The sequence below is a fragment of the Vibrio sp. SCSIO 43132 genome (assembly GCF_019904195.1).
Classification (GTDB): Bacteria; Pseudomonadota; Gammaproteobacteria; order Enterobacterales; family Vibrionaceae; genus Vibrio; species Vibrio nigripulchritudo.
The window spans coordinates 1,909,298-1,935,489 of the sequence record NZ_CP063200.1; the positions used below are offsets into that span (position 1 = coordinate 1,909,298).

29 protein-coding genes are annotated in these 26,192 nt (G+C 45.3%); 7 read left to right on the forward strand and 22 right to left on the reverse strand.

The window, feature by feature from the left end:
• Window positions 1–8: 8 nt before the first annotated feature.
• The 10 genes from INR79_RS26830 to INR79_RS26875 form a co-directional block, all read right to left on the reverse strand.
• A complete protein-coding gene (locus INR79_RS26830) occupies window positions 9–941 on the reverse strand; it encodes an acetamidase/formamidase family protein (RefSeq protein ID WP_262415434.1) in 933 nt (310 codons plus the stop codon).
• Window positions 942–945: 4 nt separating this feature from the next.
• Window positions 946–2,559 (reverse strand): ABC transporter substrate-binding protein, encoded by a 1,614-nt coding sequence (locus INR79_RS26835; protein ID WP_223097917.1) that lies wholly within the window; start codon window positions 2,557–2,559, stop codon window positions 946–948.
• Between the two features lie 14 nt (window positions 2,560–2,573).
• Window positions 2,574–3,500: an ABC transporter permease gene (locus INR79_RS26840; RefSeq protein ID WP_022613577.1), complete on the reverse strand. Its 927-nt coding sequence runs from the start codon at window positions 3,498–3,500 to the stop codon at window positions 2,574–2,576.
• Window positions 3,497–4,345 (reverse strand): ABC transporter permease, encoded by an 849-nt coding sequence (locus INR79_RS26845; protein ID WP_223097919.1) that lies wholly within the window; start codon window positions 4,343–4,345, stop codon window positions 3,497–3,499. Before INR79_RS26845 ends, INR79_RS26840 begins: the two co-directional genes overlap by 4 nt.
• On the reverse strand, window positions 4,345–4,926 hold the full coding sequence (locus INR79_RS26850) for an ANTAR domain-containing response regulator (RefSeq protein ID WP_022613579.1): 582 nt from the start codon (window positions 4,924–4,926) through the stop codon (window positions 4,345–4,347). The genes INR79_RS26845 and INR79_RS26850 overlap by 1 nt, the downstream gene beginning before the upstream one ends.
• Window positions 4,923–6,047 carry a transporter substrate-binding domain-containing protein gene (locus INR79_RS26855; protein WP_223097921.1) on the reverse strand — a complete coding sequence of 375 codons (1,125 nt, stop codon included), beginning with the start codon at window positions 6,045–6,047 and terminating at the stop codon, window positions 4,923–4,925. Before INR79_RS26855 ends, INR79_RS26850 begins: the two co-directional genes overlap by 4 nt.
• Window positions 6,048–6,836: 789 nt before the next feature.
• A complete protein-coding gene (locus INR79_RS26860) occupies window positions 6,837–7,277 on the reverse strand; it encodes a GNAT family N-acetyltransferase (RefSeq protein WP_223097923.1) in 441 nt (146 codons plus the stop codon).
• Window positions 7,274–7,846: a hypothetical protein gene (locus INR79_RS26865; protein WP_223097925.1), complete on the reverse strand. Its 573-nt coding sequence runs from the start codon at window positions 7,844–7,846 to the stop codon at window positions 7,274–7,276. Before INR79_RS26865 ends, INR79_RS26860 begins: the two co-directional genes overlap by 4 nt.
• 69 nt (window positions 7,847–7,915) lie before the next feature.
• A complete protein-coding gene (locus INR79_RS26870) occupies window positions 7,916–8,302 on the reverse strand; it encodes a VOC family protein (RefSeq protein WP_223097927.1) in 387 nt (128 codons plus the stop codon).
• Window positions 8,296–9,228, reverse strand: coding sequence for a LysR family transcriptional regulator (locus INR79_RS26875; RefSeq protein WP_223097929.1), 933 nt, complete (start codon window positions 9,226–9,228; stop codon window positions 8,296–8,298). Before INR79_RS26875 ends, INR79_RS26870 begins: the two co-directional genes overlap by 7 nt.
• Window positions 9,229–9,341: 113 nt before the next feature.
• Between INR79_RS26875 and INR79_RS26880 the strand changes: the two genes are divergently transcribed.
• Entirely contained in the window at window positions 9,342–10,148 is an 807-nt protein-coding gene (locus tag INR79_RS26880; RefSeq protein ID WP_223097931.1) for an SDR family NAD(P)-dependent oxidoreductase, read from the forward strand.
• A 61-nt stretch (window positions 10,149–10,209) separates the two neighbouring features.
• On the opposite strand, the gene INR79_RS26885 is transcribed toward INR79_RS26880, so the two are convergent.
• The 10 genes from INR79_RS26885 to INR79_RS26930 form a co-directional block, all read right to left on the reverse strand.
• Window positions 10,210–10,953 carry a sporulation protein gene (locus tag INR79_RS26885; protein ID WP_223097932.1) on the reverse strand — a complete coding sequence of 248 codons (744 nt, stop codon included), beginning with the start codon at window positions 10,951–10,953 and terminating at the stop codon, window positions 10,210–10,212.
• A gap of 99 nt (window positions 10,954–11,052) precedes the next feature.
• Window positions 11,053–11,400: a hypothetical protein gene (locus tag INR79_RS26890; protein WP_223097933.1), complete on the reverse strand. Its 348-nt coding sequence runs from the start codon at window positions 11,398–11,400 to the stop codon at window positions 11,053–11,055.
• A gap of 65 nt (window positions 11,401–11,465) precedes the next feature.
• On the reverse strand, window positions 11,466–12,245 hold the full coding sequence (locus INR79_RS26895) for a YadA C-terminal domain-containing protein (RefSeq protein WP_223097934.1): 780 nt from the start codon (window positions 12,243–12,245) through the stop codon (window positions 11,466–11,468).
• Between the two features lie 484 nt (window positions 12,246–12,729).
• Window positions 12,730–13,164 (reverse strand): hypothetical protein, encoded by a 435-nt coding sequence (locus INR79_RS26900; protein WP_223097936.1) that lies wholly within the window; start codon window positions 13,162–13,164, stop codon window positions 12,730–12,732.
• 93 nt (window positions 13,165–13,257) lie between these two features.
• Window positions 13,258–13,569 carry a cupin domain-containing protein gene (locus INR79_RS26905; protein WP_223097938.1) on the reverse strand — a complete coding sequence of 104 codons (312 nt, stop codon included), beginning with the start codon at window positions 13,567–13,569 and terminating at the stop codon, window positions 13,258–13,260.
• 121 nt (window positions 13,570–13,690) lie between these two features.
• Entirely contained in the window at window positions 13,691–14,725 is a 1,035-nt protein-coding gene (locus INR79_RS26910) for an acyltransferase family protein (RefSeq protein ID WP_223097940.1), read from the reverse strand.
• Between the two features lie 341 nt (window positions 14,726–15,066).
• Window positions 15,067–15,513: a methyltransferase family protein gene (locus INR79_RS26915; RefSeq protein WP_200767832.1), complete on the reverse strand. Its 447-nt coding sequence runs from the start codon at window positions 15,511–15,513 to the stop codon at window positions 15,067–15,069.
• 72 nt (window positions 15,514–15,585) lie between these two features.
• Window positions 15,586–16,176, reverse strand: coding sequence for a Crp/Fnr family transcriptional regulator (locus tag INR79_RS26920; RefSeq protein WP_223097942.1), 591 nt, complete (start codon window positions 16,174–16,176; stop codon window positions 15,586–15,588).
• Window positions 16,177–16,182: 6 nt separating this feature from the next.
• On the reverse strand, window positions 16,183–17,664 hold the full coding sequence (locus INR79_RS26925) for an SgrR family transcriptional regulator (protein ID WP_223097944.1): 1,482 nt from the start codon (window positions 17,662–17,664) through the stop codon (window positions 16,183–16,185).
• Window positions 17,665–17,670: 6 nt separating this feature from the next.
• The gene (locus INR79_RS26930; protein WP_223097946.1) at window positions 17,671–18,669 is read right to left on the reverse strand and encodes a Gfo/Idh/MocA family protein; all 999 of its coding nucleotides are present in this window, start codon (window positions 18,667–18,669) and stop codon (window positions 17,671–17,673) included.
• 269 nt (window positions 18,670–18,938) lie between these two features.
• Here INR79_RS26930 and INR79_RS26935 point away from each other — a divergent pair, with 269 nt between their 5' ends.
• Window positions 18,939–19,895, forward strand: a complete 957-nt coding sequence (locus tag INR79_RS26935; RefSeq protein ID WP_223097948.1) for an alpha/beta hydrolase — start codon at window positions 18,939–18,941, stop codon at window positions 19,893–19,895.
• A 313-nt stretch (window positions 19,896–20,208) separates the two neighbouring features.
• On the opposite strand, the gene INR79_RS26940 is transcribed toward INR79_RS26935, so the two are convergent.
• Window positions 20,209–20,343, reverse strand: coding sequence for an entericidin EcnAB (locus tag INR79_RS26940; protein ID WP_223097949.1), 135 nt, complete (start codon window positions 20,341–20,343; stop codon window positions 20,209–20,211).
• 199 nt (window positions 20,344–20,542) lie between these two features.
• Between INR79_RS26940 and INR79_RS26945 the strand changes: the two genes are divergently transcribed.
• The 4 genes from INR79_RS26945 to INR79_RS26960 all read left to right on the forward strand — a co-directional run bounded on the left by INR79_RS26945 (window position 20,543) and on the right by INR79_RS26960 (window position 23,508).
• On the forward strand, window positions 20,543–21,145 hold the full coding sequence (locus tag INR79_RS26945) for a LysE/ArgO family amino acid transporter (RefSeq protein WP_223097952.1): 603 nt from the start codon (window positions 20,543–20,545) through the stop codon (window positions 21,143–21,145).
• 63 nt (window positions 21,146–21,208) lie between these two features.
• Window positions 21,209–21,742: a cysteine hydrolase family protein gene (locus tag INR79_RS26950; protein ID WP_223097954.1), complete on the forward strand. Its 534-nt coding sequence runs from the start codon at window positions 21,209–21,211 to the stop codon at window positions 21,740–21,742.
• Between the two features lie 30 nt (window positions 21,743–21,772).
• Window positions 21,773–22,354 carry an NAD(P)H-dependent oxidoreductase gene (locus INR79_RS26955; protein WP_223097956.1) on the forward strand — a complete coding sequence of 194 codons (582 nt, stop codon included), beginning with the start codon at window positions 21,773–21,775 and terminating at the stop codon, window positions 22,352–22,354.
• Window positions 22,355–22,482: 128 nt separating this feature from the next.
• Window positions 22,483–23,508 carry an alpha/beta hydrolase family protein gene (locus INR79_RS26960; protein WP_223097957.1) on the forward strand — a complete coding sequence of 342 codons (1,026 nt, stop codon included), beginning with the start codon at window positions 22,483–22,485 and terminating at the stop codon, window positions 23,506–23,508.
• A gap of 40 nt (window positions 23,509–23,548) precedes the next feature.
• On the opposite strand, the gene INR79_RS26965 is transcribed toward INR79_RS26960, so the two are convergent.
• On the reverse strand, window positions 23,549–24,571 hold the full coding sequence (locus INR79_RS26965; RefSeq protein WP_262415482.1) for a helix-turn-helix domain-containing protein: 1,023 nt from the start codon (window positions 24,569–24,571) through the stop codon (window positions 23,549–23,551).
• A 461-nt stretch (window positions 24,572–25,032) separates the two neighbouring features.
• Here INR79_RS26965 and INR79_RS26970 point away from each other — a divergent pair, with 461 nt between their 5' ends.
• Entirely contained in the window at window positions 25,033–25,929 is an 897-nt protein-coding gene (locus INR79_RS26970) for a LysR substrate-binding domain-containing protein (RefSeq protein WP_049542129.1), read from the forward strand.
• Window positions 25,930–26,192 lie beyond the last annotated feature (263 nt).

Below are 26,192 nucleotides of genomic sequence, written 5' to 3' on the forward strand. Positions count from 1 at the left end.
CGTAGACCTTATTCAAACACCACGTTTGGCATGTAAAAAGAGACCAGCCAGTTTGGTATGTCCACGATTTCACTGATCCGCAAGTCACCACACACCGAGCAAAGCATATAGGCTTCTTCCGGCGACATATGGTGCTGAGCACAAAGCAGGTCAATCATCTGACTCACTGCACTTCTTGCACCTGCCATGAGGTCGGGTTCCACACCAGTCGTCACCTGATAGCCTTTGCTATCGAGATGACGGGTCACAGGACCCGTTGTCGTGAAATACGGCGTCTGTATTTTCAGATTGTCTACAACGTCCAGCTCAACCACCACATTCATCGGGCTTTCAATCGCTGTTCCGCAAACCTCCCCATCCCCCTGAGCGGCATGGGTATCACCGATGGAAAGCAAGGCACCTTCGACCTCAATAGGGATATACAGCGTTGTGCCTGCCGATAAGTCGCGAATGTCCATGTTTCCACCAATACGCCTTGGCGGGACTACAGAGTGATCGCCACTGGCAGCAGGAGCAACGCCAATGGTTCCGGCGAAAGGCTTCAGTGGCACTTTTGCCATAGTGCTAAACGCAGCAGGAGCCAGAGTCGCAGAGTCGTAAGACCAAAGATTCAATGCTGGGGCTTCAAACTGATCCGCAAGCAGACCAAACCCTGGGATATTGGCAGTCCAGCCAAATCCGCTGGGTTTGAATTCGTGGATGGTGAGTTTTAAAACATCACCAGGTTTTGCCCCTTCGACATAGATAGGACCAGTCACTGGGTTGATTTTGCCGAAATCCAGCCCGGCAATATCACCCACAGTGGATGCCCGTGTCAGTTGACCGCCGGAGCTGTCGAGGCACTCGAACTCCAGCGTTGTGCCTCGACCCACGCGAAACGCAGGTTCGATAGCGTTATTCCATCCATGGTGATGGTGCACACTGTGGATGGTCTTTATCAATGAGTTATTGCACATCTTTCACCCACACATTTTCGTAGTTAACCGGGATGTGTACAGGATCGACGAAGATACTGGTATCACCACCTAAGCGTTCTGAACGAATGGTAAAACGGCGTTCATTGAAAACTGGCACCCAGGGAGCATCTGCCATCAGATCCACATAAATGCTTTCCCACTCTTTCATACGTGCAGACTGCTGGCTTTCAGATACCATGGCATCTGCTTTGGCTGCGCGATCATCGAGGTTTTGATTGCAGTACCATGACCAGTTCCATCCCCCATCAACCGCACCGCCACAGCCCAGAATAGGACCATAGAAGTTTGAAGGATCCGGGAAATCAGCAATCCAAGCCATACCACCCGACCAGATCATTGGCGCCTGATCCGCCGCACCACCAGCCGCAATCACATTGGCTTGCGCCAGAGCTTTGATTTCTGTTTTCACACCAATTTTGGCGAGATCCTGCTGAATGGCCTGCGCAATTCTTGGTTGCGGATCGGTATTGGCGACATAAAGTTCGGTGGTAAACCCATCTCCTAAGCCCGCATCAGCCAGCAGTTTTTTGGCACCATCCGGATCGTAGGCGTAGCCCTTATAACTTTGGGAATAACCTGGCATCGCTGGCGGCAGAGGCTGGTTGGCTGGAGTAGCTCGACCATTGATGATCTGGACGATACGACGTTTATTGATCGCCATGTTCACAGCCTGACGCACCTTGACGTTATCAAAAGGTTTCATCTTCACGTTCATAGTGATGTAGCCAGTGTGTAGCTGGTCACCGGCGATAATCAGCGGTTTGTATTGCGGGCTGTTCTTCATTTGCAGGAACTTGGCTGGCGGAATACCGTCACCTGCGATATCGACTTCGCCTTTCTCTAACCTCAGCAAGGCAACAACAGGTTCCTGACCGACTTCAAAACGGATCTCATCCAGATAAGGCAATCCGGGTTTGTTGTAATCCGAATTTCGGACAAACGTCAGTTGTTGACCGAGCTTCCACTCGCCCAGCTTAAATGCACCCGTTCCGACCGGGTGTTTACCGAAATCTGCCCCCCATTTCTCAACCGATTCTTTCGGAACCACAAACGCAAAGTTGATCGCTAATACATGTAAGAAGGTGGCATCAGGGCGAGATAGTTGGAAACTCACCGTGTAGTCATCGACTGCTTTTATACTGGCTAACCCTTTGGACTGCCCACCGTTAAAGGCATCAAACCCTTCCAGCGAGCCAAAGAATCCTGCGCCCGGGCTTTGTGTGGCAGGGTTGACGGTTCGTTCTATGGAGTATTTTATATCGGCGGCTTTGACTTCTCTGCCGTTATGGAATTTGATCCCTTTCTTGAGCTTGAAGGTGTAGGTTTTGCCATCTTCGGAAATGGTGTAGCTTTCTGCCAAGTCAGGAACTAGCTCGGTTGTGCCCGGCTTGTAATCCATCAAGCCATCAAACAGGCTTTTGATCATAGACCAGTTTTGCCAGTCGTAACCAATGGCGGGGTCTAACGTTGAAACATCATCCTTGTACGTGACAATCATACTGCCACCCTGCTTGATGTCTGCCATTGCGAGAGGCGACGCCATCACGCAAGACAGCGCTGCCGCTACTGCTAACTTTTTCATCACACTTGTCCTTGTTACAGTTTTTTCAGGTCAATCCTTGGATCGACAAAAGGTGAGAGGAGATCAGCCAGCAAATTCCCCAACACGATGGCAACTGCAGAGACCAGTGTGACTCCCACAATAATGGGGATATCAACACGCTGAATCGCTTGCCAAGCTAGCTGCCCAATTCCGGGCCATCCAAATACAGACTCAACCACCACCATGCCCCCGATGAAGATGCCTATATCGATAGCGATCATTGAGATAATCGGCAAAATCGCGTTAGGAATCATATGTCGGAAGATGATTCGGGTTTGGCTGAGCCCTTTGGCTTTTGCAGTCCGGATATAGTCCTGATGCAGTACTTCAATCATTGAAGAACGCATCATTCGCGCATACCAACCGCTTCCCAGTACACCGAGTGTGATGGCAGGCAGAATCAGATGTTTCCATTCGCCATACCCACCAATCGGGAACCAGGACCATTGCACTGCAAAGAGATAAAGAAACATCATTGCAGCCACAAAATGGGGCGAAGAAACGCCCACAAAAGAGAAGATCATTAAGCCTCTGTCCAGTGCGCTATTGCGCTTGAGCGCCGCCACTATGCCAAGGCTTAATCCGATAACCAGTTCCACGCCAATCCCCGCAACCATAAGCTGCAAAGAGGCCGGCAAACGTGCCGCGATCAGCTCCGAAACCTCGGTTTTCTGTAGCCATGATCGCCCCATGTCACCTTGCAGCAGATTGGTTAAGTAGCGCCAGTACTGTTCGTAAAACGGCAGATTCAAACCCAACTGTTCACGTATGTTGGCAACGGTTTCTGCCGTGGCACTTCGACCCGCTATCTGCCGCGCCGGATCCGCCGGTAACAGATACAGCAGAAGATAGGTAATGAATGTCACGCCAAGTAGAATCAGAGCAGCGTGAAACAATCGTTTGATCAGGTAGTAACTCATCCCGCTTCTCTCCCGTTTAACGTTGGGTCCAGCGCATCACGCAAAGCATCCCCGAGAATGTTGAAGCAAAGGGACAGCAGAATAATCACGCTGCCGGGGATAAACACCAGCCAGGGAGCAACGCTAAAGTAGGTCTGGTTTTCAAAAATGATGTTTCCCCAACTCGGAATGGGCGGCTGTACCCCAATGCCCAGATAGGACAGCGTCGCTTCCAGAAGTACGGTTGTTGAGATACCCAATGTTCCCCATACCAGCATGGTGGGCACTAAATGAGGGAAGATATGGGAAAGCAGGATTTTCCATTCCGGAACACCAATCGCTTTCTCTGCGGCGATGAAGTCTTTCTCGCTGATTGCAATGGTTTCGGAATACACCACTCGGGCAATTTGTACCCAGTTCACCATGGCGATCACCATCGCCACTATCCATAAACTGGGGGTAAAAATGGCAGCCAGTGCAATTGCCAACAGCAAGGCAGGAAACGCCATCATCAAATCGGTAAAACGCATCAGTGCAGTGCCAACCCAACCTTTGAAATAGGCGGCAATCACACCCACCGTGGTTCCTATCAGAATCGCCACCCCATTGGCTACTACACCGATGAGTAATGAAGTTTGAGAACCATAAATAATACGAGAAAGTAAGTCCCGACCAAGAAGATCCGTTCCTAGCCAAAAGACTTCGTTTGGAGGTAGAGGTGCCCCCTCTAAGGTTAACCCTTCAAAGAACTGCTCTGTCGGGTCGTAAGGGGCAAAGATGGATGCGCCTAAAGCCAGCGACACGATCACTACAATAATCATTACCGAAACGCACACAGATGGTCGAGAAAGCAGAGATTTCCACATTAGCCTTCTCCTCGCAGCCTTTCATAGGCGACATTACCCTGAGTCAGCTCAATGCATACCTGCTCAACAGGTACATTTCGCTGCATAGAATAACTGCGAAGTAATTCGTAAGCTTGTGACTCGGAGATCTGGTGCTTTTCCATCACCCCAATCACAGCCTGAATAACCACGGGTCTTAGCTTGTGCCGCATCTTCAAACTTTCTAACTCTTGATGCATTTTGGCTTGTTGCTGAGAAAGCTTCAGTGCCATATGAAAAGCCGCATACAGCCCCGTCTGATGAATGGGCTTACCCACAACCGACATCGCTCCCATGGCAATGGCGCGCTCAATTTCGGTCGGCGAGCCGTGGGCAATCAGCCCGACAATTGGCAGTGCCTGCGGAATGGCTTTTTGAGTATGCATATCGCTGAAATAGTGCTGCACATCGATAAGCAGTAGATCTGTTTTCGTATTGTCGACAGAATCAGTAATGTGGCATTCGATGCCCATTCTTTCTGCCGCTTTTCGGATTTGCCCACATGCGCGTTCATCTCGGGAAACCACGGTGATTTTGTCGATGGAAAGGGAAGCATTGATCATTTGACTACCCTCAGCTTGACTGAGCTATTCAGTGGTTCCATATCTGTAAGAAACTGCTGCGCTATCAGATACGGATTCGGTTCGATAGGTGGGTAACATTTCACAGTTTTGAAGTCATCACCATCACGCTCACCGATAAAGCATGGCAGTATCGCGTGCTGGTTTTTGGCAATCATTAAAGTGTGCCCCATTGGTGTGTCTGTACACACTTTACCTAACACGGCACGAATAGACGTGACATCGTCACTTTCTGCAATAGCGATGGCATTCGCCAGACTCAGAATAGAAAGATAAGCGCCGACAAAGTTACTTGAGACCGGCTCACCGCATGACATGGCCATTTTCACCTTTTCAGTGAATTGGGGGTTCACCGACTGGAAAAAAGTCAATGCAGTGAACAAACGCAGGTTAGGCAAGGCGCGAATGCTTGCCAACTCACATTCACTGAGGTTGCTGCTCAAGACTGGGAGGGATTCGGCGCTCCATGCATCATTCAATTGATGCAAAAACGCATAGCTGGATTCACCAACTAAATTATTAATTACGAAATCGGGTTTCTGCGATTTGATGTTCTCGATAGACAGCCTGAAATCGGTGGTATCAAACCGATAGTAGGTGTCCTCGATGATTTCTCCACCAATACTGTCGATGGCATCACGAGCAATGCGGTTACTCTCCCAACCCCAAATATAATTGGAGCCCAGCAGCGCCACTCGTTTTCCAAAACGAGGAACCGCATACCGAAGGATTTGCAGTAGATTCTGGTTTGGACATGCGCCGTGATACACCACATGCTCATCGCATTCGTAGCCTTCATATGGGCTGCCATACCAGAGCAATGCCTGATGCTCGTGCACATCCGGGATCACTTCTTTGCGAGCACTTGATGTTATGGTGCCTGCAATGTGCCGGATTCCGCTTTTCAGCAGAGATTGCGCGCCGTTTATGTACTCATCCAGATTGCCCTTTGGGTTCACATGAACCCCTTCAAGCTGAAATGGATAGCGATCATCTGCATTGACCTGCTCGATGGCATAAGACGCACCAAGAAGTGCATTGCTTGCAATCCTTCGATAGGTGCCGTCTGTTGAATACAGCAATCCGACGCGATACGTTTCCATACGTAATCCCAGTTCCACTATTTCGTAAATAAAAAGTTCGTAGTAAAAAAGTCCGTAAATAAAAAAGCCTAAATGAATTCGGGTCAGCGAATTCATTTAGGCTTCATTACCTTGCTATGCATTTTTTGAGGCTGACCTGATCCTGATATCAGAGCTCAATGTGTGCGCCTGATTTGGCTCGACAGGCAACAACACGGTACAGGTTACTACGCCAATGCAGTAGGCTTCTAGCACCTTGTACACGTGTAATGATTACACCTTACTTAAAATGTGGTCAATAAAGAAAATCGATTTACTCTTTTATAAATCTTAGAATTGATACTTATATTTTAATATTTAAATGCGCTTGGTTGAGTAATAGATAAATTAACAAACCATTATTAATCATATGGTTAGTATAATTTTTAAATTAGGAAGATGAATAAATATGTTTTGGGCATTTGTTCTTTCTCATTAGTGAAACAAATTGAATCTTGTACTTTATACCCAAGTGACCTCAAGGTGCAGGATTCAGAGCCTCATATTCTGTTTCAGTTCAAGGAAAAGGACGAAGCGGAATGACCCGTCCTTTCCAAGTTCTTTGACGAAGAAATGGGACAGAATATGGGCTCCCAAGGGCGAGTTTAACTGGCTTCCATACTGCGTTACCGATTCTTGATTTAGAGCCACTAGATCTTCAAATCGATGCCTTGCCTGAAAGCCAGTTAATTCTCGCTGAACCTAGCATCTTGAGGCTACTTGGGTATATAAGGCAAGGTTTCGTGTAGAAGAGCCAGAGGAGTAAGAACACTATTGAACCCAACGAAACAAAATATCTGGGAGCCCCTCTTCATTGTCACAACTGCCTCCGCATGCAACAAACCCAAGGGACTCGTAAAAGCTAACTGCGCGTTGATTGACTTCAAAAGTCCTCAATTCGAGGCAACCTGATGATTGTTGCTTGGCTAACTGAACCAAATACTGCCCTATGCCCTGGTTTCGATAGTCGGATCGAATGTAGAGCTGATTGATCTCTTTTTCGTTAAACGCAATGAAGCCAATAGCGCGGTCTTCGTGATTGGTGACAACACGGATTCGATAAGAAAGAGGAAGGATGTGGCTAAGAAAATGAAGATGAGACTCAAACGAATGGACAGGGCTGATATTGAGCACCTCTTGCATGGTGCTACGCCAAAAACAGGTGATGTCTTCAGCGTACTTTTCTTTAAACTCAACAACTTGATACTTCATAGGCGTTCATAAACCGAGTAAGACCAGTAATTTTCGCCATTTGACTCAACTTTTTTCCATCCTTTGGAGCTCAGTTCTTTGGCGATCAATCGATTCATTATGCCATGCCCAAGCAGAAAAACCGATCCGTGCTCAGTCGCATACTGATGCAGTTTTCCGGCTCCGGTTTGCGCCCTCGCTCTGGCAGTTTTGATTGACTCACCATTAGTAGCAAAGCCAAACAGCCATAAAACACGTAATATAACTGCCCATGTGAAGAAGGATAAAAAGGGCCACGACCAGTTAAAATAAGGCAATGGGGATTCGCGAAAAACGGCATCGGTCTCGTGAATTTCTTTCAAGCCTAACTTTTCTATCGAGCCAATGGCTCGGGGCAAGTCGCTACTTAGGGCAAACTGACAACTCTGGGAAATCGCCAGTGAGGAATGTGGAATGGTCTGAGATTTTTCAAGCGCTGACTGCTCGTATTGCTCGACGATTTCTCCCAGTTTTAAGGATGAAAACTTTTGCTTTTTCAATGCATCAAGGTCGAGCTCAGGTCGCCCGTGACGCATAATCACTATTCTCATAAATACTGCTCGTTAAAAAAATTCTGAGAAGACTAACTTTTTTAATCTAAACAGCATATTAAGTAGGTTTTAGCGAATTTCGTACAATTCCAGAGGTAAGCCGTCAGGATCCTGAAAGAAGGTGAACCGACACCCGGTAAATTCATCAACTCGTACCGGTTCCACTTCAATATTGTTTTCTTCAAGATGACGAATAACCGGGTCTAGATCATCAACAGAGAATGCGAGGTGGCGTAGCCCTCTGGCTTCAGGCTGTGTAGGTCTCGGGGGAGGGCTTGGAAAGGAGAATAATTCAATCTGGTTTCCGTTGGGCAAGCGTAAATCCAGCTTATACGATTGCCTTTCTTCACGGTAATTTTCCGCGACTACTTCCAGCCCTAATACATCGCAATAAAACGCTTTAGACACTGCGTAGTCGGAACAGATAATGGCGCAGTGATGAATGGCATTTAGCATGATGAGGTTCCTTCTTCATTTTTGCTATTCAGGCAGTCGTCCCAGTACGGAGGCGTTCCGTAACTTTCGACAAGAAAATCAATAAACACTCTAACTTTCGGTGCTAACTGGCGCGAACTTGGATACACCGCCCAAATCGCGGTGTCCGACTTAAGTGGATAATCGGCAAGGATCTGCACTAAATCGCCACGCTTTAGGTGTTTGTAAACACTCCAGGTAGAATTGATCGTTACTCCGAGCCCTTCTGCGCAGGCATCCCGCACGGCTTCTCCATTGTCGGCAGTGAAATTGCTGTAGGTTTTGACTGCCAGCGTTTTATCACCCGACTCAAACTGCCAGGTGTCGAGCCCCATCAAGTGGATACACTGATGCGTTTTTAATTCATCGGGGGTCTTAGGTTCACCATATTCTTTGAGATAGTCAGGAGAAGCACACAAGATACGGTTATCTGGTGCCAGCTTTCGGGCAATCAAGCTGGAGTTTTTGAGCTCCGCATTTCTGATAGCTACGTCAAACCCACCTTCCACTAAGTCGACAATCGCATCTGAAAACCTTACATCCAGTTGGATGTCGGGGTAGCGAGACAGAAACTCTTTAAGTACGGGCATGAGGTGCATACGACCAAACGAAGCGGGTGCTGTGACTCTGAGTGTTCCCGCAGGATGTGTTTGCCCGGCCCCAACAGAAGCTTTCGCCGCTTCAATACTCGCCAGTACTTCTTCTGCATATGGCTGGAAAATTTTGCCTTCTTCGGTGAGTGAAACTTTTCTCGTTGTTCGGTGCACCAACCTGACACCCAACCCTTCTTCCAGCTTACTGATGTAAGAGCTGGCCACAGCAGGAGAAAGATTAAGTTCTTTACCAGCTACGCTGATGTTGTGAGTCACCGCTACTCGCAAAAACAGTTTGAGATGTTCAATATTCATAATGCTTTATTTTCAATATTATTTTGAAAGTGAATATATTAAATACACTATTATCAAGTTACGACATACTAATTACAATTTCATGCAGAAATTCTCACAACGGACAGATCGCAATGAAAAAAACAATCTTACTAACAGGCGCTACCGATGGAATTGGTTTAGAAACGGCAAAGATGCTCTACTCGGATGGGCACCACGTGCTATTACATGGCCGAAACCCATCTAAACTGGCAGATGCCGAGTCTCTGCTGTCCAGCCTTGGTGGTGAAGGTTCATTCGAGCGATACGTTGCGGATTTGTCGACGATCAGTGGAGTGAAAAGCTTAATAAGAGACATTAAAAACAAGCACAGCCACCTCGATGTCGTGATAAACAACGCTGGCGTTTACACCGCGCCCCATACCGATACTGAAGACGGTCTGGACATTCGTTTTGCGGTGAACACGTACGCGCCTTACCTGATCACGAAAGAGCTATTGCCTTTACTTGACGGAAACAGCAGAGTCGTCAACTTGTCTTCGGCTGCCCAGTCTCCTGTTAACCTTGGTGCATTGAGCGGTCAGTCTAAGCTTTCTGACAACGCCGCCTATGCGCAAAGCAAGCTGGCACTCACTGCCTGGAACCACCATCTGGCAAACACTTTACCCAAGCCTGCTCCCGTTCTTATTGCCGTCAACCCGGGCTCGCTCTTGGGCAGCAAAATGGTTAAAGACGCTTATGGTATTCCCGGTGGAGACATCCGAATCGGCGCGGAAATTCTGACCCGAGCTTCACTTAGTGAAGAATTCGCGCACGCTAACGGACAGTATTTCGATAACGACTCCGGAAAGCTGGCGCCACCGCACCCAGACGCAGCCAATGCAGCGAAAGTTGAAGCCATTGTCAGCACAATGGAAGACGTTTTGAAAAAGCTGAGATAATCGGTAGTGGAAATGAATAAAGGGCAGTGAGAACTGCCCTTTTGTGTTTTCGCTTGTTAGGTTATACCGACAATATGCGGGAGACCGCATCCTGAATCTGCCCGGCAGATGCATTTCGGTCCAGGCTGAAAGCGACGTATTGGTCGCCACGTAAACTCATGGCTCGATCCACTTCAGCCAGACAATGAACCATGTTTCCATCAAGAATAAATGAAAGTTCGATTTCTTTGCTGGTGACGAATCCGTTGTTACGGAACTCGATTTCCTGATAACAGCCTGACTTAGACTGGAAGGTGTTTGCTCGCAAGTGCCCTTTTTCAACATCCGCTTTTACCATAGTAAAGCCTGCTGATTCGATTGCTGAAATTACACTCGATACCACTGGCAGAGGCTTCACTTCAACAAAATCGCGATCTTTTGGATCAATAGCAAAATCGATATCCAGAGTTGTTTCTACCCAGACATGACATTGGTTATGTAAGGCGTTCAGCGCAGTAACGGGCGTTTCTTCGTGAAGCTTCAGTTCAAAATTAACCTGCTTTTCCTGCCCCGGACCAATAACAAACGGGTCTACCGCTTGTAGGTGCCCTAGCACAAACGACGGGTAGCTTGTGCCACTGTCAGACTCTACTTTCACCTGAGTGCAAAGCTTCAGTTTAATAGCATCGATTTGTTGCTCAACGTCTCCACCCTGAATATGAACGGTGCCTTTTAAGGTGTCACCCTGCGTTACGCTCATGTTCTGCAACACAGTGTCGACCTTTGCCGCTCCAATACCCAATGACGCTTTCAACTTTCCTAACATATCGAATCCTTATAATTTGCTTACGACCATTAACTGTGGGCTGTAGCACGTAGATTCAAGTGTAGGTATTGATACATCTGCCAGAAACTTTGATTCAACCTAAGAAATTACTTCTTCTTTCTGAAGCTTTTCCAGTTTTCTTTCCCATCGGGCTAATTTGCAACTCGCAACCTGATTAAGGATAGTTTCCATTTCTTCAATGTTACTGATTCCTTTCTTATTCAGTTCCAGAAACGCAATATCCAGTGCGCATAACGCGACATCGATGGCTTCGCCAACAACACCATCATCCCCACCTTTTTCGGCGGGTAACTTACCCTGAGCGAATTGGATCTCAACCGCCAGTTCCCCAACCTCTTCCGTGAGTTTGAAAAAATTGAAATCAAAAGTTCTGGTGTATCCTTTCACACCAGCAATCGATGCCTGAATCAATTTTGTTGTTAACATAGTCACCTCAATAAGAAAGGGCGCGAATGCGCCCTTGAAATGTTAGTCGGTTTTAAAAAAAACCTTTAGAAGCTGTAGCCGATACCAGCACCAACGACTACGTCTTTTTGATCCCACTTGCCTTTTGCATAAGACAGAGAACCTTTTAGAGAGATACCATTCTCGAAGCCAGTGCTTGCACCGATTGCAATCGCGTTAGAACCGTTGAAGTGACCAACACCCGCACCAAAAGTTGTTTTACCAGATACAGTTGGGATGTTTGCCATTGCCGCTACGCCAGCAATACCGTTAGACATTTTGCCTTCGTTTTCGTTGATGCGCATTTCTTGACGGTGTTGACGCTCAGCCATATCGTTGAAGCGTGTTTCCAGGCTATCCACGCGACCTTCGATAGCAGACGCAGCATTAATTATTTCTTTTCCTGCAAATTCAGCGGAATTTTCAAGATCAGTAATCCGGCGTTCATTATTAGAATCTATATCTGGTAACTCACTATTGTCTAACACAGTCACATTGCCTTCTGAATCGACGTGAACATCTACAGAACCGCCGTTTTCATGAATATCATTGACTGTAATGGTTCCACCCTTATTTGCATCAATATTCTTGGCGTCAATTGAAATGTCAGCAATTTCAAACGATTCAATTACCTTGCCGTCGCGGTCTTTAATTTCGCGAACAATCCGAGCTGTACCAGCTTGCTCATCGATTTTAAGGTTCAGGTTTTTATCAGTAGCCCATTCAACAACATCGTCAACGGTACCTACATTGATAGGAGCCGTAGCTGCCATTGCACCTGCAGAAAAAACAGAAACGAGAGAAAGAGCGATAAGAGATTTTTTCATCTTAAAACCTTTGATTGGTTAAGACGTCCATGTTTCACATAGAGAGCCTTATCCATTCAGACCCTCAATTCAAAAGATTTGTCATTGAAACTAATGCTCCACACTCGAAACAGAAAGCAATACAAAAGCCTCGATGTGTCTCATTCGTGACAACGAGGCGTATAGTACACAGACTGACTTTAGATTTAAAGGTTTAATATTAAATATTTTAATATCGAACATTAAATTAATAATTAAGCAATTGATTTTACATGTAAATATTTTAGTTTTTTCTTTGAAATCTTCTACAAATCATCAATTAAATTAATTTATACCTTTAAGATATAGGCACCAAAGATAGGATTAAAACCACTACGATTAACAAGCGTAAAATAGAGACTAGGTGAAGAGACTAGAAGAAAATTAAGTACTGAAACACAGGAAAAACAAAATTAGACGATATAAAACAATTGGGGATTTTGAATAAATCATCTAGTACAATTTGTCACCCTAAATGTTCAATGTACCAGGTACCATGACATGGACCATTCTGAAGGTTCCATTCGCCCTGGATTTTATTACCCTCTGCAATGCCGGAGAATCGGTAGTCCCACTGTGGGTGGCTAGCATAGAGTTTGATCTGGTTGGATTCAGAGATCCACCCTTTAAGTGAGGTGCCATTGTAGGTTAAAACCAAATGGACGAAGCCATCAACCACATGTCCTTCAATGGTTGTTCGCTCACACATATTGCTGTTGGATTCGTCGAGTCGACGACCGACCCATTTTCCATCGAAAGCGTTGGAAACAGCGAAATCGGGTTCGCTTGGCAGTTTGGGAAATGAATCGGGGTTGCTAGATGCGAACCAGCCTAACTGGCTTCCTGCAAATAAAAACACCACAAAGCCGACACCAAGTAACTTCATCCCAATTTTTTTCATCTGACATCCAGCTCGCTGTAATAATAACCCCATGAAAGATAAACTTTTTATCAGGACAACAACACTTATTGGATGGGGAATGCGACTCGCTTCTCAGTAGAAAATCGCTAGCCAGACAGTGGTCTCGTTTGGCGAGGTTTCTGCGACTTTGTGCTTCTGGTGTGCAGGAATATTTAAGTAGTCTCCTTTCTGCAATGTGACACTTTCACCGTCTTCAAATTCGATAACGCCATATCCAGATAAAACCAGTATCCATTCACTTTCTTCCTGGTCATACCAACCCGACTCAGGTGATGATTGCCCTTTAGAGAGAATACGTTCAATTCTTATGTTTTCTGTTTTCACCAGATCTTCAAAGATTTCTTCGGGGAGTTGGGATGGAATGTTGTCAAAGAGATTAGCCATACTGAGGAACCTTCATTACTTTTTCTCCAGTTTATCCGGAGTTTCATGCGGTTACCTCGACCAGTACCTAAGAATTCGCTTATCACTCAACCAGCCCTAACGGCTGGCTGATTATATTATTCTATGCTGACTGCGACTTTATTTCGCCTTCTTTTGAACCAAACCATTTACTGATGGGTGCAGAAAAAACAAACCTTAGTTTTATCATTTCGGTGATTTTCAGAGCGATAAGAGGAGCCACAATGGCAACCAAACACCCAACAATTAGGTGGACTGAAAAAGACTGAATGCCTAACACTTTGGTGAGAACAACTCGGACCCCACTTCCCGCCAGAATGTGCATAAGGTAAATGCCCATGGATGCTGACCCGATATAGCTTAGCCAGCGCAAAGAGCGCTTTTCTAAGACCATAGATAAAGACACCACAAACACAATTGAACTTATAGCTAGAATCAACGAAAGCAGCCCGCGTTGGCTGTAGTTCATACCCAATATTCCGTGGTATCCAGCTTGCAATACCACGAAGGTGACAAAGGAGATCAACAGGAACTGGTGCTTCGCAAAAACACTCTCTCTAGAATACACGCTGAAAGCAATACCGAAGAAGAAATACACTAAGTTTTGGTACAGGTAGTTCAGTAACTGAACGTTAGGTAGCAAGGTATTGAAGACGTAGATCAAAGCAGTACCAACAAACAGAATCGCCGTCAGAGAGCGGGCAGCAAACGAATAAATGAAAGCACTGACCACAAAAACCAGAAACAGAGCATACAGAAACCAGAATTGTGCGCGGGGCTCCCAAAGCAGCGCAAATACTTCGCTAAAAGTAACGTTGCCATTGGTATAGTTAGACAGTACCGCTTCTATTCCCCCCTGAAGGATCGACCACAATATATAGGGATAGAAAATCGTGTCTATTTTGCTGAAAATCAGCCTCTTCGAGCCCCTTTTCTCAAAAGACTGATAGAAAAACAGCCCCGACAAAAAGAAAAACAGAGGCATGTGAAAGCTGTAAATCACGCTATCAATCAATGAAAAGTGCGTCGGTGACATTTCAATCCCGGCGTTTTGTAGCCCTCGAGCAACATGCCCGTAAACCACTAAGATGATCCCTATCCCCTTGGCGTAATCCACCCAATTCGTTCTATTTTCCACGACGATTCCTTAATTGCTGTTATGCAGTTCTTCTGTTCGAAGATGAGCAAGCAATTTCCGTCTAATCGAACATGAATTGAAGAACTGATTGATGCAGCGACCATACTCAATAAAGAGTGCAAGGAAGTGACTTGATTGTGAGACTTGGGAAAAAAAGTTGAGCTAAATTTTTAACTTTAAGAGAAAATAGAGCAATTCAAACCATTATAATTCAAAACTTTAGCAACGATTAGCATCAATCCAAAACTTTAATTAAAAGCTCAAAAATGGCTAGTATGAAGAATGAAATGCTGCTTTATACACAAGCAGCATGGACGGAAAAATCAGATGGGGTGACGCTCTCAAATCCAGCGTCGAACTGACTTGCTGTAGTCTTCGTACTCCTCACCAAACTTACTACGCATCATGTTTTCTTCAAACGCGATATACCAGCGGTCGGCGATCAGTATAAAAAGCCCCACGATTGCAAATGAGGAAATGGCGGCACCAAATAAAATTGCAAATCCGACAAGAGCAACCGTAAAGCCCAGATACATTGGGTTTCGCGTGTATTTAAATGCCCCGGTAGTCACCAGTTTGTCGGGTTCGCCAAAGGTCATGATGTTGGTTTGTTCTTTGCGAAATAAAGCACTGCTTTTGGCAGCCAAACCAATACCCGCGAGCACCAATGCTCCACCGAAGAAAATGGCGGGTTGCCCGATTAGATGCGGAGATCCTAAAGACCAACATACCAACGCCATGACGGTAATAGAAATGAGGAACAGATAGGGAGGAAGTAACTTTTTCATTGGCATTTCCTTGGAATTCATTGACCACACAATGACGCCCAGTCTAACGTTTAAGGATTTGCCTACCTTAACCTATGTTAAGCCCATATCTCGGCGAATTCGGGAAAGGGTCACATCGGTAATGCCTAAATACATTGCAACATGGCGCAACGGGATTTGAGTGCTCTCGTCACCAAATTCCACCAAAAAATTCTGGTAGCGAGTTTTTGCATCCAGCATCAACAGCTCCGCTTCGCGCCGTTCTTTCTTCAAAACCAGTTTTTCGTAAATTCTTCGGATGAAAGTTGCCCAGAAAAAGTCATGCTCTGAGAGTTCGACCAGTTTGGAGTATGGAACGGAAGCGGTAATGCAGGGAGTAATGGTTTCAGCATAAAGCGGGCTCGGGCTGCCCTCTACGATGGAACTGATACTGGTGAAAGCCCCCCCAGCCCGCACTAAAGATTTGTTGCGCTCAACTCCCTCTGCATCGAGATAGAAGTAACGACCAATACCGGAAAGCAGAAAATGAACATCGGATACGGTCTCTCCTTCTGAAAAGATCCGCACTTTGTCTTTTCGATCTAAAACAGAAAAGTATTCCATCGATTCTTCTGGCAGTGGATGCTCTGGAACCACAGCACTAAGAAACCTATTTAACCTTTCTGAATTCTGCTTCACTTTCATCAATTCCTATTTAAAACCGTTTTGTATCATATTATCCGATACCCAAACGTCTCCAAGTTCACACCAGCCAAAACCATTGACGATTGTATTCTCGACTTTGCGTGAGATCTCTAAATGAAATGGCTCATCTTTTAGCAAGGTGAGCACTTCTTCTTTCTGCGCTCTCTGGAACAATTCTGTCAGGTACTTTTCAGCTTCTTTCAGATCTGGTGTATTTCGGATTTTGCATAACTCCACATCGTATCTGCCCTGTTTAAACGGAAACAAAGTAAGGAACGAAAGCCAGGATACGAATCGGTCATCTTCCTCTATCACGCTACAGAAAACGGTGGTGAATTCCTTGTCGTATTGAGCATAAGGCACCTCTTTACCCTCTGATTCTGGACAACGGTTTTGGAAGATAGCTTTGCACTCGGAGTTATCTTCAAAACTGATTCGTTCATTTGAATCATCTAGGGAACTGGAATTGCGAATTTCAATAAAAGTGGAAAGCTTTTTACTGGTTATTCTTTGCGTTTTTTCAGGTAGCTTTACGCACAATTGGTTGATTGCACAGACTTTACTGTCCGCCCATTCAGGGTAAACCCAAAGTTCTACACGTTCGACTAAAGGAACTTTGTGGGTATAGCCAGTATGACGAGCCAGTCGAAGCATTTTGGAAGAAAACACAGCGACAGAAAAAGCCCCCGAACCCACTAAGCCACCTTTGACAATCGCTTTGTAAATCGACGTTTCTGCTCGTGAAAACAAATGCGGTAAATGCCAGTCCGTGACATTCAGCTGTATTTCAATAACTTCAGGAGACAGAGCTTTAATGGTATTGATATGTTGGTAGAGCCGAGACCAGTAACGGCTGCCAATCAAAGCACTTAGGCAACGAGCTACGTCATTGGCGGTCAGTGATGTTCCATCGTGAGACTTGGCACCACTGTGAATTTGAAATCGCCAGCAAGTCCCGTCGGCATTGCTTTGCCAGTGATAGGCGAGATCCCCTTTTATCTCTCCTTGAATGATTCTGGTTAGGCGCTGGCAAACCTGAGTCACCAAGAATCGCTCAGTCCGCCGTAGTGATTTTAAGGGATGTAAGTTTTCCAACTCTCGGTGAAATGGAATGTACAGAGTTCGTTGTACACCAGGCTCGCTTCGCGATAGAAATGCCTCCAGCTCTTTGCCTGAATCCCGTCCACCAAACCCAAACAAGTTCAAAAGCTGATCCACACTGCCGCTTTCCGCCATTGGTCGAGCTAATTGGTAGCATGCGTCTATCGGTTCTTTCAAACAAGATAGGGTCGCCTTTTTATTTCGACCAGATTGCGCATCCCATTTCAGCCACCCCAGCGCCACCAGCTTTTTTATAAGTGTCTGGACATAGCGTTCACTCACATGAAGTAGCGCCGCAAGTTCACTGAGCTGACAAGCAGAATCTCCCGGACCGTACGCACGAAAGATCCCTTCATATATTTCCAGTTTTCTTCTTTGGTTTTCCATTGTTTTTTAAGTTAGGTGTCCGTATCCAGACGCTTTGAGTCCTTGCTCCATCAACGTCAATACTTGCTCTGTGATCGCAGGTTTTAAAATGTCCGAATCAAGCTTGCCCTGCAATACCAGTTCAGAGAAATGATCGATTTCGTATTCAAACCCATTGCCATTCTCCGGAGTAGTAAGAGACAGAGTTTCAGTACCATGGGTAATGTCAATGTTTAGTGGGTTCCACCATTTATCCTGAATGGTAATGGTGACGCCTTTTCCTATCAGAATGGCTTGTCTGGGAAGGTTCTGCACAATGGATGCGGCTATCTCCCCTTTCACGCCTTGATGGAATTCAAAACGAGCATCTTCATCGACTTGGGATTCGGGATGATGGGTTTTCAAAGTCACTTCAGGAGAGTACACGTTCTTTCCTAGCGTGTTACACAAATCGCAATACAACCAGAGCGCATACACGCCAACATCCAGAGTCGCACCGCCTGACAGTTCTGGATTAAAAATAAACAGGCTCAAATCAAAATCGTGGTAATTGCCAAAACCTGCTTCAATTGACGTCAACGATATTTGATTGGTAACCAGATAAGATTTCAACTCCCGATATGCAGGAAACGCTACCGTCTTCATCGCTTCAAGCAGCAGAACCCCATTTTCTTTCGCCAATGCACGCATTTCCAGCCAATCGGCGACATTGGTAAATGCAGGTTTTTCTACCAATACATGCTTTTTATGCTTTAGAAACACTTCCACAACAGGCTTGTGATATGTGTGAACGGTAGCCACATACACCGCATCTAATCCAGGATCACGAGCCATTTCTTCATAGCTTCCAAAACATCGCTGACAACCGTAGTTCTTTCCAAACTCACTTGCCCGAGTCTGGCTTCTGGCTGTCACAGCATACAGTTCACCCTGCTTGCTATATTCCGTCAGCGCCTTTGCGAATCGTTGAGCGATATTGCCTAACCCTGCAATGCCCCAGCGAACTTTCTGACTCTTTTCTTGCATATTCTTCTCCATGCTTAAGCTCAAGACAGTTAAGAAAGTGTATCGCTGAACGTTGCACTTAAATATGGAACAATTCTGCGGAACTGTTCCAGTTTTATCAAACCCAAGGGCAATACTTACGTGCTACTTGGTTAGCTCAAATACTTTTATCCTCATGCTTGAGAACGAAAAAACACTGAAAACCTGAATAGTGCATAGCAACTTTCTGATTATCTCCTATTGATAAAATAAACATCAATTTATCAACCTCGTCAGGGAAGGGAGGAAGCATGCTTGTGATCACCAACCGAAATATTCAGAAAAGCCACTTTGTGAACGGAACAGGCGATCATCAAGCCTTTGGAGAAGGGTTCAACAGTAAAGGACCAAATGAGATCCGACTGGCGAAAGCACAGAAAAACGGGGATACATGGCAGGTAAACATGTTAAAAGAACCCTCCAAACTGACTCACCAAAACTTACCTTCGAAGCACGCTCTGGTCGAATTACGGCAGTCGATGCAAGCCAGTGGAAAAAATGGTGTGTTGTTTGTACATGGATTCAACCAGTCTTTTGAATCCAGCTTAAACAAAGCTCACGATATTGAAACGCTTTATGGTGTTGAGGTAATTGTATTTTCCTGGCCATCGAACCCGGGTGGCTTTGTAACCAAAGAGTATCGAACGGCCAAGCGAAACGCGCTGGCTTCTATTGGCGCACTAGACGCAACGCTCGAAAAACTTGGCGCATACCTTAAAGCTCCGTTTGATAAAAACGCACTGAAATCCTGTCACACTAAATTCTCGCTGATGACCTACAGCCTGGGTAATTTTCTGTTCCAGAATTACGTGAACAATGCCCTTTATGAAGATGAAACCCGCATTTTCGATAACGTGGTTTTGTGTCAGGCAGACGTTGATAATTCAGACCACGCATGTTGGGTGGAGAACATTGAAGCGGGAAAACGCGTGTATGTCACCATCAATGAAAATGATGGTGTTTTGAAGTGGTCCGACGCGAACTTTCAAAAAGACAGACTGGGAAGAACCGCACGTAACCTGACTGCGAAAAATGCAGCGTATTTTGATTTTACGGATGGACCGGATGTCGATAACACACATGGTGTTTTCCATGTGTATACCAACGATGTGGTTAAAGGTTTCTTTCAGTTAGTCCTTAATGGTGAACGGGGAGAACACACCAAAGGGCTAACATACGATCAACACAAAAACGCTTATCGGTTCTAGATCAAGTTAAATCAGGCTAAGTGAGTTTGTGCACTTAGCATATACTCAAGTAGCCTCAAGATGCTAGGTTCAGCGAGTGTTAACTGGTTTTCAGGCAAGGCACCGATTTGCAGATCTAGTGGTTCTAAATCAAGAATCGGTAACGAAGTATGAAAGCCAGTTAAACTCGCCCTTGGGAGCTCATATACTGTCTCATTTCGTCGTCAAAGAATTTGGAAAGGGCTCGTCATTCCGCTGCATTCTCTTCCTAGAACTGAAACAGTGTATGAAGCTCTGAGCCCTGCAACTTGAGGTCACTTGAGTATAAATTCAATTACTCGGTCGCCTCGTGAATCGTCTCTTTGGTGTCTTTCCAGATCTTAGATGAATCTTCTTTCATACCATCCCAAGTTTTGGCGCAACCGCCGAGAAAAAGAGCCATTACTACGGCAATAAGAGAAGCTTTCATATTGTTTTTCCTTAACTAAAAATCTTGACGACAAATCATAGCAAAACCTAACGACCTTTCTTAATCAATCCGCTGCATACTTTAGGGACATTTTTACTTTCTTTAGACATTCTTATATACCATTAAAATTTCTATTTGAGTAATTAGTCATTTCTCAGGCATTCTTATTCCTCAATAAGCAATAACAAAAGGATTTCAAATGCTTTCGACGTACATAGCCGGTTTTACTCTTGGGTTGTCTTTGATTCTGGCTATCGGTTCTCAAAATGCCTTTGTACTTAAACAGGGCATTAAAAAACAACATGTCTTCCTGGTGTGTCTGGTTTGTGCAAGCTCAGATGCCATCCTCATTTCATTGGGAGTGTCGGGGTTTGGTGTTTTGGTTAAGCAATTCCCCATCATCGAACAAGTCGCCCGTTTTGGCGGGGCTGCGTTTCTCCTTACCTATGCATTTCTGAGCTTCAAATCCGCGTTTAAAGAATCCCATGCCATGAACCTGGCAGGAGAATCTGAATCGTCATGGAAAAAAACCGTTCTGATTTGCTTAGCCTTTACCTGGCTTAACCCGCACGTTTACTTAGATACCGTAGTTTTGCTGGGTTCGATTTCTACCCAATATGAGTCCACAAAACTCTATTTTGCTCTGGGTGCGATCAACGCCTCATTCGTGTTCTTTTTTAGCCTTGGATATGGTGCCAGATTGCTTAAGCCATTGTTCCAGAAGCCGACTTCATGGAAAATACTGGAGTTTCTGGTTGGTGTGATGATGCTCGCCATCGCCATCAGCTTGGTATTGGAATAACTGTCTATCAGACCGCCAAGGCAATAGGTGGTGGTCAAAATAACCTTAGAACCAAGGATGCCCATGAAATCCGCACTCGTTGTGATTGATGTACAACAAGCTCTTATTGAGCCAGAACCAAAGCCTTACGAGGCATATGAAGTCTTAGAAAGGATCAATACCGCCTCTGAATGGGCGCGCCGAAACGATATCCCTGTCATCTTTATTCGACACGAAGCGCCAGATTCTATCGTTGAACGTCATAGCCCGGGCTGGCAGGTTCACGAAAAACTGATTCAGGCAGCATCAGATAAGTATGTAAACAAAAATACTCCCGACTCTTTCAACAATACGGAACTAAAAGAGGTACTGGACGATCTGAGTATCGACCACCTTTACGTTTGCGGCTACGCGACCGAGTTTTGCGTGGATACTACGACGCGCCGGGCAGCTGGTTTAGGGTACCCCGTTACCCTGTTAGCGGATGCGCATACCACTCATGATAAACCTCATGCGAGCGGTGCCGTAATTCGAGAGCACCATAACTGCACCCTGCCTTCAATACGGAGTTTCGGCGTTAAGATCGAAAGCGTTAAGGTAGAAACGATTATCAGCTAAAGGTATACCTAAAAATCTCAGGGAGAGAAAATGAAAACACTGGTCGTGGTTACGCACCCATTAAAAACCAGCCTTTGTCAGTATCTGGCTAAAAACGTCATTGAGCACTTAGAAAAGCAAGGTCATGAAGTAACGGTCAAAGACCTCTATCAAGAAAATTTTGAACCAGCGCTTAGCGAATCTGAACGGGGAAGCTATTACAGCCAGAACTTTCAGCCTGAACAAACCGCAGACGACATTCGCCAGTTGGAAGAAACTGAGTATCTGGTACTGGTTTTTCCGACCTGGTGGTTCAACTTTCCAGCCATTTTAAAAGGATGGTTCGATCGCGTTTGGGTACCCGGTCATGCTTATAACCATTCACCAGACATGAAAGCCATCACCCCCAATTTAGATAAGCTGAAGAAGGTTACGGCAGTCACCACACTTGGTGCTCCTTGGTGGGTTGACAGGTTTGTGCTAAGACGCCCAATGTACAAAATTCTGAAATATGCGTTGCTGGAGGCCTGTGCCAGCCAGTGTAAGTTCAGGATGCATTCTTTGTATCAAAGTGAAATTGTTTCACCAGACAAAGTTGAGCAGTTCTTAAAACAAGTAAAACGCACCCTCTAGGGTCTGTTAACCTGACAAACTCAGGTATCAAATCCTGTTTTCGGGCGTCCTGGATCGTGATTTAGGACGCCCGAGTTCACTTTCCCCATCATAGTGAGTGCTCATTCACCTAACAATGAGACTCCAGTATGAAAGCATCTTTAATCCTTGCGCAATTGGCACTGTCCCTTTCCGTTACATCGGCTTTTGGTCACGATGTTGGCTTCACGCAAACCACTCTGAAAGAACAAGATCGAGATCTTCATATCACTCTCTGGTATCCCACTGTTGATCAGTCCGTTCCGATTGAAAGAGTCGCAGAGAATATTGCTTTTGAAGGCATTGATGTTCGTAAGAATGCGAAATCCACTCAGCCTGAACCAGCGCCATTGGTGTTGCTGTCTCATGGCTATCGAGGCAGTTGGCGAAACCTGAACTGGCTGGCGGCAGAACTGGTGAAATCCGGTTACGTAGTGGCAGCCCCCGATCATCCCGGTACAACAACATTTAATACATCCCCAGAACAGGCTGCAAAATGGTGGGCGAGACCACAAGATATGTCCCGTACATTAAACTGGCTTTTAGAACAGCCTGCCTTTTCTGACCAAATCGATTCTCAGCGCATTGCTGCCATTGGGCATTCCATGGGCGGGTGGACGGTTATCAACCTTGCAGGTGGCGAGATGGACGCACAACACCTCGCCAATGAATGCCAGAAGCATGAAAACCCCAGAGTATGCGAGTTACTGCCAGAAATGGGATTAGATAAGCCGACTAATGGAAAAAACCAGCTAAAAGACGGGCGTTTCAAAGCGGTGGTATCGCTGGACTTAGGGTTAGCAAGAGGCTTTTCCCCTGAAAGCCTGAACAGCATTGATATCCAGGTTCTGGTTCAGGCGGCGGGAACCAATACAGCTCAACTGCCCCATGAGCTGGAATCGGACTATCTTGCGAGCGCTATACCTTCACAGTTCTCTCATTACGAACGGTATGAAGATGCTACTCATTTCAGCTTTATGCAGATCTGTAAGCCTGCTGGCAGGGCTATCATTGAGGAAGAACACAAAGGGGATGGGATAGTCTGTGACGATGGCAACCAACGCTCACGGCATGAACTTCATAAAGCCATGAGCCAATCGATTATCCAGTTTCTGGAAACAGCATTTAGCCGCTAAACAAACATTGGGCATTGGTGTGTTTCAATGCCCATTTTGCTTAAGCTTGTTTGCGATATCGACTTGGGGTGGTTTCTGTTACCCGGCTGAATTCACGGTTAAAGTTCGATTTGCTGTGAAAGCCGACCATTTCGTAGATTTCGGTTACGGTGTGATTAGTGGTTTCCAGAAGTCTCATGGCATCTTGAATTCGGTACTCGTTGATAAACTGGGAAACGTTTCTTTGCTTTAGTGCATTCACCGCAGACGAGATTTTTCTGGAAGGTATGCCAGCCTTCCTTGCCAGTTTGTTCAGGTTTAAGTTCGGATCAGCGTGCAAATTGTGCTCTGAAAGCAGTTCCTGAACCACATCCAATACTGCCTGACGTTCATTTTCATCCTGTTCTTCCGAACGGGTTGATTTTACCTGAGTGACAACAGGCAGCGCTTCACTTGGTTCCGCCACGCTTCCACTTGCTACGGTCACAACATAAGCGAGAACGGGCAGGATTAAGCTGTGCCCTACCGATAAGATGGCAACCACATTTTTCCCTTCTGAAAGAGCGAAATCGATCACTATTGCTATATCCACCAGTGCAGAGAAAGCGAGCAAACCGGCGGCGAAATAAAGCAAACCTTTGAACGCGGGCATTTGGGAAAACTTTACGCCTTCCCAAACGTCCGATGAACGCTTATTGAGTCGGAATAACGCCACCGCATACCCCAGATAAACCAAGACGATAAATACATCGACAAAACCATAAAGTGCTGGGGAATCAGAAATCAGCAAAGCCGCACAGGCAACTACAGGGGTTTGAAGAAGTTGCCACTTGCCCTTTCCAGAGAGTGCGTGTGTGAAGCACCACCAGGTCAAAGGTGGAACTAATGATGCCACTATGGGTTGAATGTTCCTGACCCATTCCCAATCCGTCGTCCATCTTAGCCCCACCAGGCTAATTGTGACCGCACTGCATGCAATAAAGATCAACGCAGGCAGGTAGGATTTGTTTTTGCGCTGTGACAATGAAGCAAACAAGACAACCAGAAGTAAAACCACAACAAAGGGCAGAGGGATAGACGGCATGGTCAAAAAACACTCGAACTGAAAGTTTTAGTTAAATTTTGTAACACATTACAACACACAAACATGCTTTGTTCTCGACTTTTTCACCTGGCAAATCTCAGAGAAAACGCCACTTTCTGTGACACTTGTTCCACTCGATTTCTGCAATGAAATTCATTGTTTTATTTGTGCAATAGTTTATTTGAGAAATACAATTCCCTTTCAAAAAATTGACTTGAAATTAAATCTATAAAATCTATAAAATGAGATTTAAAACTATACAAAACACAACGTTCAGCTAGGAAAGTCGTATAACGATGGATATTCATTTCACGTACTCATTCCTAATTTCTGTACTCACTTAATTCAAGTGAACTGTTTTCATTACCATTGAATATTTTAAAAATTCTACAGGCTATATTCAAATTTTTTGAATAAGTTTGTATTTCAATTTTTATTATGGGAGAAGTACTTTGGAGAATATGAAGCGGTATTGTATTTTTTCTGTCGTTGCAAGTGCGGGAAGTATGACAGCAGCATCAAAAAGACTTGGTATGTCCCCTTCTGCAATCAGTCAAAATATCTCTCAATTAGAGAACGCTCTGGGAGTCACATTATTACATCGCTCTACTCGCGGTTTATCGGTTAGCGAAGCGGGTCAGATCTTGCTGCAAGGTTATGGTCAAATGCGTTCCCATTTTGAAAGCCTGGAACAAAAGCTGTCGGACTGCCGCGAAGGCGTGCGTGGGGAAGTTCGTATTTCGTGTTCTGCTGGCATGGCACAAGAAGTGATTGCCAATGCACTTTCAAGCTGTTTATCTGCCTACCCTGAATTAAGGGTGACCCTCATTACCGGCGAAGAAGCAAGAGATATTGTTCAGGAAAACATCGACATAGCCATAACACTTGGCGATGCCAAAGACAGCAATCTGGTCTATCGACCACTCGGAGAGATGCCAAGAGTCGTGTGTGCTTCTTCTCACTATATTGATACTTATGGAACCCCAGATTCCATCGACGATATCATAAACCACCACTGGATAATCAATTCCGACTGCTGCGCTCAAAAAACCATTTGCAGCGTCGCCAACATTGAAGACAAACGCGATCTCAATGTTCGCTTTAAAGTAAACAATGATCTCGTGGCTCGCGCTTTTGCGATAACAGGGCAAGGGTTAGCACTTATACCGCAGGAGTTTGTCCGGGAACATTTAAACCTCGGTGATTTATGCGAAGTATTAAACGGCGTGAAGTGGCCGAACATAAAGGTGCAGGCTTTAACCGTAAGCCGATCTGTGCCTAAAAAGGTGGAAGTAGTTTTGGAGGCGCTGAAAGCGTTTTTTCATTCCGAAGGAAAAAAAGCAAAAGCTTTGCATTAAACCACCAGCAAGGATGATGGCTCAAGGACCTGAACGAAGCGCAAAGCTTTTGCGGGAACCTGAACTAGTAGTAGCGTGTTAATAAAAATTTCGTGTAATTCTGCTGTGTTAGCAGAGTTTGTTAAAGCTGCATGATTAATTTCCACACAAGCAAATTGTTTTAATTAATGTAAATGCAGCTTTAAGTAAATGCGTTAAAGCATCTATGTACTACCTTTGGCAGTACTCGAATCACCATAATTTACCTCCTGACGTTTCTTTAT

What these genes read in the sequence shown, in the direction of transcription:
- INR79_RS26940 (WP_223097949.1), bottom strand. Translation starts at nt 20,343, where the DNA reads ATGAAAGCTTCTCTTATTGCCGTAGTAATGGCTCTTTTTCTCGGCGGT.
- INR79_RS26935 (WP_223097948.1), top strand. Translation starts at nt 18,939, where the DNA reads ATGCTTGTGATCACCAACCGAAATATTCAGAAAAGCCACTTTGTGAAC.
- INR79_RS26845 (WP_223097919.1), bottom strand. Translation starts at nt 4,345, where the DNA reads ATGTGGAAATCTCTGCTTTCTCGACCATCTGTGTGCGTTTCGGTAATG.
- INR79_RS26885 (WP_223097932.1), bottom strand. Translation starts at nt 10,953, where the DNA reads ATGTTAGGAAAGTTGAAAGCGTCATTGGGTATTGGAGCGGCAAAGGTC.
- INR79_RS26835 (WP_223097917.1), bottom strand. Translation starts at nt 2,559, where the DNA reads ATGAAAAAGTTAGCAGTAGCGGCAGCGCTGTCTTGCGTGATGGCGTCG.
- INR79_RS26900 (WP_223097936.1), bottom strand. Translation starts at nt 13,164, where the DNA reads ATGAAAAAAATTGGGATGAAGTTACTTGGTGTCGGCTTTGTGGTGTTT.
- INR79_RS26850 (WP_022613579.1), bottom strand. Translation starts at nt 4,926, where the DNA reads ATGATCAATGCTTCCCTTTCCATCGACAAAATCACCGTGGTTTCCCGA.
- INR79_RS26950 (WP_223097954.1), top strand. Translation starts at nt 21,209, where the DNA reads ATGAAATCCGCACTCGTTGTGATTGATGTACAACAAGCTCTTATTGAG.
- INR79_RS26905 (WP_223097938.1), bottom strand. Translation starts at nt 13,569, where the DNA reads ATGGCTAATCTCTTTGACAACATTCCATCCCAACTCCCCGAAGAAATC.
- INR79_RS26860 (WP_223097923.1), bottom strand. Translation starts at nt 7,277, where the DNA reads ATGAAGTATCAAGTTGTTGAGTTTAAAGAAAAGTACGCTGAAGACATC.
- INR79_RS26925 (WP_223097944.1), bottom strand. Translation starts at nt 17,664, where the DNA reads ATGGAAAACCAAAGAAGAAAACTGGAAATATATGAAGGGATCTTTCGT.
- INR79_RS26855 (WP_223097921.1), bottom strand. Translation starts at nt 6,047, where the DNA reads ATGGAAACGTATCGCGTCGGATTGCTGTATTCAACAGACGGCACCTAT.
- INR79_RS26870 (WP_223097927.1), bottom strand. Translation starts at nt 8,302, where the DNA reads ATGCTAAATGCCATTCATCACTGCGCCATTATCTGTTCCGACTACGCA.
- INR79_RS26920 (WP_223097942.1), bottom strand. Translation starts at nt 16,176, where the DNA reads ATGAAAGTGAAGCAGAATTCAGAAAGGTTAAATAGGTTTCTTAGTGCT.
- INR79_RS26890 (WP_223097933.1), bottom strand. Translation starts at nt 11,400, where the DNA reads ATGTTAACAACAAAATTGATTCAGGCATCGATTGCTGGTGTGAAAGGA.
- INR79_RS26865 (WP_223097925.1), bottom strand. Translation starts at nt 7,846, where the DNA reads ATGAGAATAGTGATTATGCGTCACGGGCGACCTGAGCTCGACCTTGAT.
- INR79_RS26930 (WP_223097946.1), bottom strand. Translation starts at nt 18,669, where the DNA reads ATGCAAGAAAAGAGTCAGAAAGTTCGCTGGGGCATTGCAGGGTTAGGC.
- INR79_RS26970 (WP_049542129.1), top strand. Translation starts at nt 25,033, where the DNA reads ATGAAGCGGTATTGTATTTTTTCTGTCGTTGCAAGTGCGGGAAGTATG.
- INR79_RS26960 (WP_223097957.1), top strand. Translation starts at nt 22,483, where the DNA reads ATGAAAGCATCTTTAATCCTTGCGCAATTGGCACTGTCCCTTTCCGTT.
- INR79_RS26945 (WP_223097952.1), top strand. Translation starts at nt 20,543, where the DNA reads ATGCTTTCGACGTACATAGCCGGTTTTACTCTTGGGTTGTCTTTGATT.
- INR79_RS26875 (WP_223097929.1), bottom strand. Translation starts at nt 9,228, where the DNA reads ATGAATATTGAACATCTCAAACTGTTTTTGCGAGTAGCGGTGACTCAC.
- INR79_RS26840 (WP_022613577.1), bottom strand. Translation starts at nt 3,500, where the DNA reads ATGAGTTACTACCTGATCAAACGATTGTTTCACGCTGCTCTGATTCTA.
- INR79_RS26955 (WP_223097956.1), top strand. Translation starts at nt 21,773, where the DNA reads ATGAAAACACTGGTCGTGGTTACGCACCCATTAAAAACCAGCCTTTGT.
- INR79_RS26965 (WP_262415482.1), bottom strand. Translation starts at nt 24,571, where the DNA reads ATGCCGTCTATCCCTCTGCCCTTTGTTGTGGTTTTACTTCTGGTTGTC.
- INR79_RS26895 (WP_223097934.1), bottom strand. Translation starts at nt 12,245, where the DNA reads ATGAAAAAATCTCTTATCGCTCTTTCTCTCGTTTCTGTTTTTTCTGCA.
- INR79_RS26880 (WP_223097931.1), top strand. Translation starts at nt 9,342, where the DNA reads ATGAAAAAAACAATCTTACTAACAGGCGCTACCGATGGAATTGGTTTA.
- INR79_RS26915 (WP_200767832.1), bottom strand. Translation starts at nt 15,513, where the DNA reads ATGAAAAAGTTACTTCCTCCCTATCTGTTCCTCATTTCTATTACCGTC.